The organism is Kitasatospora sp. NPDC057518 (assembly GCF_042802075.1).
GTDB lineage: Bacteria > Actinomycetota > Actinomycetes > Streptomycetales > Streptomycetaceae > Kitasatospora.
Window position 1 is genome coordinate 1 of record NZ_JBHVEU010000494.1, and the last position, 6,329, is coordinate 6,329.

The 6,329-nt window shown below is 70.7% G+C and carries 5 protein-coding genes; all 5 read right to left on the reverse strand.

What is annotated here, in order from left to right; translation table 11 throughout:
* Positions 1-28: 28 nt before the first annotated feature.
* On the reverse strand, positions 29-1,318 hold the full coding sequence (locus ACFU7Z_RS34165; protein WP_380781835.1) for a 6-phospho-beta-glucosidase: 1,290 nt from the start codon (positions 1,316-1,318) through the stop codon (positions 29-31).
* The gene (locus ACFU7Z_RS34170; protein ID WP_049651466.1) at positions 1,318-2,226 is read right to left on the reverse strand and encodes a carbohydrate ABC transporter permease; all 909 of its coding nucleotides are present in this window, start codon (positions 2,224-2,226) and stop codon (positions 1,318-1,320) included. The genes ACFU7Z_RS34165 and ACFU7Z_RS34170 overlap by 1 nt, the downstream gene beginning before the upstream one ends.
* A gap of 20 nt (positions 2,227-2,246) precedes the next feature.
* Positions 2,247-3,260: a carbohydrate ABC transporter permease gene (locus ACFU7Z_RS34175; RefSeq protein WP_117489905.1), complete on the reverse strand. Its 1,014-nt coding sequence runs from the start codon at positions 3,258-3,260 to the stop codon at positions 2,247-2,249.
* Positions 3,261-3,286: 26 nt separating this feature from the next.
* Positions 3,287-4,642 (reverse strand): ABC transporter substrate-binding protein, encoded by a 1,356-nt coding sequence (locus ACFU7Z_RS34180; RefSeq protein ID WP_380781837.1) that lies wholly within the window; start codon positions 4,640-4,642, stop codon positions 3,287-3,289.
* A 138-nt stretch (positions 4,643-4,780) separates the two neighbouring features.
* Positions 4,781-5,971 carry an ROK family transcriptional regulator gene (locus ACFU7Z_RS34185; RefSeq protein WP_380781839.1) on the reverse strand — a complete coding sequence of 397 codons (1,191 nt, stop codon included), beginning with the start codon at positions 5,969-5,971 and terminating at the stop codon, positions 4,781-4,783.
* Between the last annotated feature and the right edge of the window lie 358 nt (positions 5,972-6,329).

Consider the following 6,329-nt stretch of genomic DNA (forward strand, 5'->3'; position numbering starts at 1 on the left):
GTCGCCGGACGGCGCGGAGCGGGCCGGGTCAGGCCCAGGCGAGGTGCTCGCGGTTGTGGGCGAGCAGGCGGTCCGTGAGCTGGTCGGCGAGCTCGATCTGGCCGACCAGCGGGTGGGCGAGCAGGGCGTCGAAGACCCGGTCGCGGCCGCCGCGCAGGGCGGCGTCGAGGGCGAGCTGCTCGTACGAGGTGACGGCGGCGACCAGTCCGGCGTACAGCGGCTCGACGGGCCGCTGCGGCAGCGGGCGCACGCCCCGCGCGTCCACCTCGGCCGGCACCTCGATGACGGCGTCGTCGGGCAGGAACGGCAGCACGCCGTCGTTGCGGGTGTTCACCACCTGGACGGACGTGCCGCCGCCGGTGCCGAGCAGCGCGGCGATCAGCTGGACGGCCGCCTCCGAGTAGAAGGCGCCGCCGCGCTTGCCGAGCAGCTCGGGCTTGGTGTCCAGGGCCGGGTCGGCGTACAGCTCCAGCAGCTGCCGTTCGATCTCGGCGACCTGCGCGGCCCGCGAGCCCTGCTCCCTCAGCTCCGCCACCACGGCGTCGTGCTGGTAGAAGTACCGCAGGTAGTAGGACGGCACGACGCCGAGCCGCTCGATGACGGCCTGCGGCAGGTGCAGGTCCTCGGCGATCTCCTTGCCGTGCGAGGAGAGCAGCTCGGGGAGCACCTCGCGCCCGGTCGTGGCGCCCGGGGCGTCCAGCAGGGTCACCCCGCGCTCCCAGGTCAGGTGGTTGAGCCCGACGTGGTCGAGCCGGACCAGCTCCGGGTCCACGCCCAGGTGCCCGGCGAACTTGCGCTGGAAGCCGATCGCGACGTTGCACAGCCCGACGGCCTTGTGGCCGGCGGTCTGCAGCGCCCGGGTGACGATGCCGACCGGGTTGGTGAAGTCCACGATCCAGGCGTCCGGGTTGGTCCGGCGCACCTGCTCGGCGATGTCCAGCACCACCGGGACGGTGCGCAGCGCCTTGGCGAGCCCGCCGGCGCCGGTGGTCTCCTGCCCGACGCAGCCGCACTCCAGCGGCCAGGTCTCGTCCTGGTTGCGGGCCGCCTGCCCGCCGACGCGCAGCTGGAGCAGCACGGCGTCGGCGTCCGCGACGCCCGCCGCCAGGTCCGTGGTCACCGTGACGACCGCGGGGTGGCCCTGCCGGGCGAAGATCCGCCGGGCCAGGCCGCCGATCAGCTCCAGCCGCTCGGCGGCCGGGTCGATCAGCACCAGCTCGCCGACCGGCAGGGTGTCGCGCAGCCGGGCGAAGCCGTCGATCAGCTCCGGAGTGTACGTCGAACCCCCGCCGACGATTGCCAACTTCAGTGCGGACATCAGCCCTTGACCCCTGTCAGTGTCACGCCTTCGATGAAGGCCTTCTGAGCGAAGAAGAAGAGGACGATCACCGGGGCCATCACCATCATGGTGGCGGCCATGGTGAGGTTCCAGTTGGTGTGGTGGGCGGCCTTGAAGGACTCCAGCCCGTAACTGAGCGTCCAGGAGTCGTGGTTGTTGCTGGCGTAGATCTGCGGGCCGAAGTAGTCGTTCCAGCAGTAGAAGAACTGGAACAGCGCGACCGCGGCGATGGCCGGCTTGGCCATCGGCAGGACCACCCGCAGCAGGGTGCGCAGGTCGCCGCAGCCGTCGATCCGGGCGGCCTCGATGTACTCCCTGGGGATGGTCATCAGGAACTGGCGCAGCAGGAAGATGGTGAACGCGTCGCCGAAGGCCATCGGGATGATCAGCGGCCAGAGCGAGCTGCTCAGGCCCATCTGCTTGGACCAGAACAGGTACATCGGGATGACGGTGACCTGCGGCGGCAGCATCATCATCGCGATGACCGCCATCAGCGCCAGGTTGCGGCCGCGGAAGCGGAACTTGGCGAGCGCGTAGGCCACCGGCAGGCTGGAGACCACGGTCAGCACGGTGCCGGCCACGGCGTACAGCAGGGTGTTGCGCCACCAGGTGAGGAAGCCGGGGGTGTCCCAGACCTTGCCGTAGTTGCCCCAGTTCCAGCTGGTCGGCCAGTAGTCGGTGGTGAGCGCCTGCCGGTCCGACATCACCGAGGTGAGGAAGACGAACACGAAGGGCAGCAGGAAGAACAGCGCGGCGGCGATGGCCAGCGCGTGCACGGCCACCCAGTTGAGGGCCGCGCGGCGGCGGGCGGCCCGGGCGGCGGGTCCGCCGGGGCGGGAGGGGCCGGCCGCGGCCGGGGCCCTCGTGAGCGTGGAGCCAAGAGTCATGATCAGGTCCTCACGGGCCGCTAGTCGTCGCTCGCCATGAAGCCGGACCGGCGGCGGAGCAGGATCGAGGTGACGGCCATCGAGATGGCGAACAGCACCAGGGCGACGACGCAGGCCGCGCCGTAGTTGAAGCTCTGGAAGCCGAGCTTGTAGACCATCTGCGGCAGGGTCCAGGTGGAGCCGTTCGGGAAGCCGGGCTCGAAGGGCTGGCCGGAGCCGCCCGCGATGCCGCTGGCGACCTTCCCGGCGACGATCGCCTGGGTGTAGTACTGCATGGTCTGGATCACCCCGGTGACCACCGCGAACATGATGATCGGCGAGATGTTCGGCAGGGTGACGTACCGGAACCGCTGGAACGGGCCGGCGCCGTCCAGCGAGGCCGCCTCGTACTGTTCCCGGGGGACGTCCAGCAGCGAGGCCATGAAGATGACCATCAGGTCGCCGACGCCCCACATGGCGAGCAGGGTGAGCGCGGGCTTGGACCAGTCCGCGGAGGCGAACCAGCCGGGCTGCGGCAGGCCGAGCTCGCCCAGCAGGTGGTTGACCGGGCCGGTGCCGGGGTTGAACAGGAAGGCGAAGGCGACGGTGGCGGCCACCGGCGGGGCCAGGTACGGCAGGTAGAAGGCGGTGCGGAAGAAGCCGGCGCCGGTCTTCACCTTGGTGATGAGCATCCCGATGCCCAGGCCGAAGACGACCCGCAGGGTCACCATCACGACGACCAGCCACAGGGTGTTGCGCAGGCCCTGCCAGAAGGTCGGCAGGTGGTTGAAGACGTAGTCCCAGTTCTTCAGGCCGCTGAAGGTCGGGGCGCCGAAGCCGTTGTACGAGGTGAAGGAGAAGTAGGCGGTGGAGACGAGCGGGTAGGCGAAGAAGACGCTGAACCCGATCAGCCAGGGGGAGAGGAAGGCGAGGGTGCGGGCCGCCTCCCGGCGGCGCTTCCGGCGCAGCAGGTGCTGCGTGGAGGGCGCCGCCGGGCCGGTCGGTCCCGCGTCGGCCTCGTCGCTTCCCTTGCGGGTGCCGAACGCTAGTGACATGGGAGCTCCGTGGACCGTTCCCCGGCCTACTTGGCCTGGGCGATGTCGGTGTCGATCTGCTTGGCCGTGGCGGCCAGGCCCGCCTGGAGGTCGCCCTGCTTGCCGGACTCGTAGTCGTAGCCGAGGTTCTGCAGGGTGATGAGGTAGCTGCCGCCGTTGACGGCCGGCGGGGTGGTGCCGGAGTGGGCGTTCTTGGCGACGTCCAGGAAGGTCTTGAAGTTCCGGTCGCTCACCAGCTTCGGCGAGTCCAGCGCCTCGAAGGTGCTCGGCACGTTGTGGATCGCGTTGGAGAAGTTCACCACCGCGTCGGTGTCCGTGGTCAGGTACTTGACGAACTCCCAGGCGGCGGCCTGCTTCTTGCTGGTGCTGGCGATGCCGATGATGGTGCCGGTCTGGTAGCCGCGGCCGTAGGTGTCGGCCTGGTCGTCCGGGACGGGGAAGGCGGCGGTGGCCCACTCGAAGTCGGGCTTGTCCTTGGCGAGCGAGGCGGTGCGCCACTCGCCGTCGAGGGCCATCGCGACCTGGCCGGTGTGGAAGGGGTTCTTGGCGCTGAACTCCTCGCCGAAGGTCGCGCGGTACTTCTCCAGCTTGTCGTAGCCGCCGAGCTGGTCGACCAGGCCCTTCTGCCACTTGAACATCGCGGCGACCTTCGGGTCGGTGGCGATGTTCGACTTGCCGTCGGCGCCGAAGTAGGTCGCGCCGTACTGGCCGAGGAAGTGCTCGGTGGTGGACTCGTAGCCGTGGTACAGCGGCATGTAGCCGAGCTGCTTGTACGAGTCGCCGTCGGCGACGGTCAGCTTGGCGGCGTCCTCGGCGAACTCGCTGAAGGTCTTCGGCGGGTTGGCGATGCCGGCGTCGGCGAAGGCCTTCTTGTTGTAGTACAGGCCGTACGCGTCGCCGAGCAGCGGCAGCGAGCACTGGTTGCCCTGGAACTGCGTGTAGTTGAGCATCGTGGCCGGGAAGGTCTTGGCCGGGTCGATGCCGCTCTTCTGGAGCATCGGCTTGAGGTCGACGAAGGCCTTGGTCGAGCAGAACATGCCGACGTTGTTGGTGGTGAACGAGGAGACCACGTCCGGCGCGTCCGAGCCGCCCGCCCGCAGGGCCTGGTTGACCTTGTCGTCCTCCAGGCTGTCCACGGCCTTGACGTGGATGTTGGGGTGGGCCTTCTCGAAGGCGGCGATGTTGTCGTTGATCGCCTTCTTCTCGTTCTCCTGGCTCCAGCCGTGCCAGAAGGTGATGGTGACGTCCTTGCCGCTGGCCGAGTCGTCGGAGCCGCCCGAGTCGCTGGAACCGGTGCAGGCGGAGGCGAGCAGGGCCAGGACGGCGCTGCCGGCGACGGCGGCGATCGTGCGGCGGCCTCTGCGGGAGGTGGTGGCGTGCACTTCGGGATCCTCCTGGGGGTGCGCGGGCAGGCCTCGTTGCCTCGGGTCCCGCGTTCGGGGGTTGGGGAGAGGTGGGTGCAGGTGGCGAGGTGACAGGGGGAGCGTCAGTGGGGGCGTCGAGTCGATCGGGGGCGGACGTCAGTGGGTGGAGAAGACCGCCTCGCGGGCGTCGGACAGGGCACGTTGCAGGGCGCCGAGCAGGACCGGCGAGCCGGACAGGGCGGTGCTGCGGACCTCCGGCCGGGCGATGGAGATCCGCGCCAGTTCGTCCTCGACCAGCGCGCGCAGCCGTTCGCCGCCCGCGCTCGGCACCAGACCGGAGAGGACCACCAGCTGGGGGTCGACGACGGCGACGATCACCGCCAGCCCGACGGCGAGCCGCCCGGCCAGCTCGGCGAGGAAGGCGTCGCCGGCGCCGGGGGTGGCCAGCGCCCTGGCGATGGACTCCTGCGCGGTGGCCGCGCCGAGCCCGTGCTCACGGGCCAGCGACCGGACGGCGGGCGCGCCGACCAGTGCCTGGAACCCGCCGAACTTGCGGCGGCGGGCGTCCCACTCGACCGGGGAGTCGGGCAGCGGCATGTAGCCGACCTCCCCGGCGCCGCCGGTGAAGCCGCGGTGCAGCCGCCCGGCGATCACGATCGCCGCGCCGACCCCGGCCCCGGCCCAGAGCAGGACGAAGTCCTCGAAGCCGGCCGCGGCGCCCGAGGAGCGCTCGGCGACGGCGGCCAGGTTCACGTCGTTCTCGATCGACACCGGCGCGCCGATCGCCTCGGTCAGCTCCTCGACCAGCCGCGGCGAGTGCCAGCCCGGCAGGTGGGAGGCGTAGCGCAGCTTGCCGGTGACCGGGTCGGGGGCGCCGCCGACCCCGATCGCGACGGTGCGCAGGGCGCCCTCCGGCAGACCGGCGGCCCGGACCGCCTCGGCCACCGCGGCGGCGACGGTGGGCACGGTCGCGGCCGCCGGTACGCCCTTGGTCGGCACGGTGTGCCCGGCCAGCGTGGTGCCGGTGATGTCGGCGACGGCGACCTCGATGCCGCTGTTGGTGACGTCCAGTCCGGCGACGTACCCGGCGGCCGGATTCACCTGGTACAGCCGGGCGTTGGGGCCGGGCCCGCCCGCCGTGGTACCGACCGGCAGGACCAGCCCGGCCGCCTCCAGCCGGGCCAGCAGCTGGGAGGCGGTGGGCTTGGACAGCCCGGTGAGGGTGCCGATCTGGGTACGGGAGAGCGGCCCGTTCTCCAGCAGCAGTTCGAGGGCGGCGCGGTCGTTGATGGCGCGCAGCAGACTGGGGGTGCCGGCGAGGGGGGCCTTGGCGGTGCTCTTGGTCATGCCCGGCATCCTCCTCTTCCGGCTGGTCGTCGACGTCCTGCGGGTGTCCCCGGCGTGGGGAGCGGGCGGGTTTCGGACGAACTGTTAGGAAACTTTCCAGTCGCTAGGGAAGGACCGTAAGCGCCCTGTCGTAGGGGTGTCAATGGTGGGCGGAGCGGAGGATGCCGAAGCGTTACCCGACACCACGAAGCCCCGCCCCCACCCCGACGGGAGCGGTGCCGACACCCACCCGGCCCCACACGGAAATCCGTATGAGGAAGAAAAACAAGCGCGTCACCCTCCCCGGAAGAGGAGGGTGACGCGCCAATGAATCAGGATTGAAAGCAGCGGAGATTCTGGTGTGGCCCCTCGATGATTC

What these genes read in the sequence shown, in the direction of transcription:
- ACFU7Z_RS34165 (WP_380781835.1), bottom strand. Translation starts at nt 1,318, where the DNA reads ATGTCCGCACTGAAGTTGGCAATCGTCGGCGGGGGTTCGACGTACACT.
- ACFU7Z_RS34170 (WP_049651466.1), bottom strand. Translation starts at nt 2,226, where the DNA reads ATGACTCTTGGCTCCACGCTCACGAGGGCCCCGGCCGCGGCCGGCCCC.
- ACFU7Z_RS34175 (WP_117489905.1), bottom strand. Translation starts at nt 3,260, where the DNA reads ATGTCACTAGCGTTCGGCACCCGCAAGGGAAGCGACGAGGCCGACGCG.
- ACFU7Z_RS34185 (WP_380781839.1), bottom strand. Translation starts at nt 5,971, where the DNA reads ATGACCAAGAGCACCGCCAAGGCCCCCCTCGCCGGCACCCCCAGTCTG.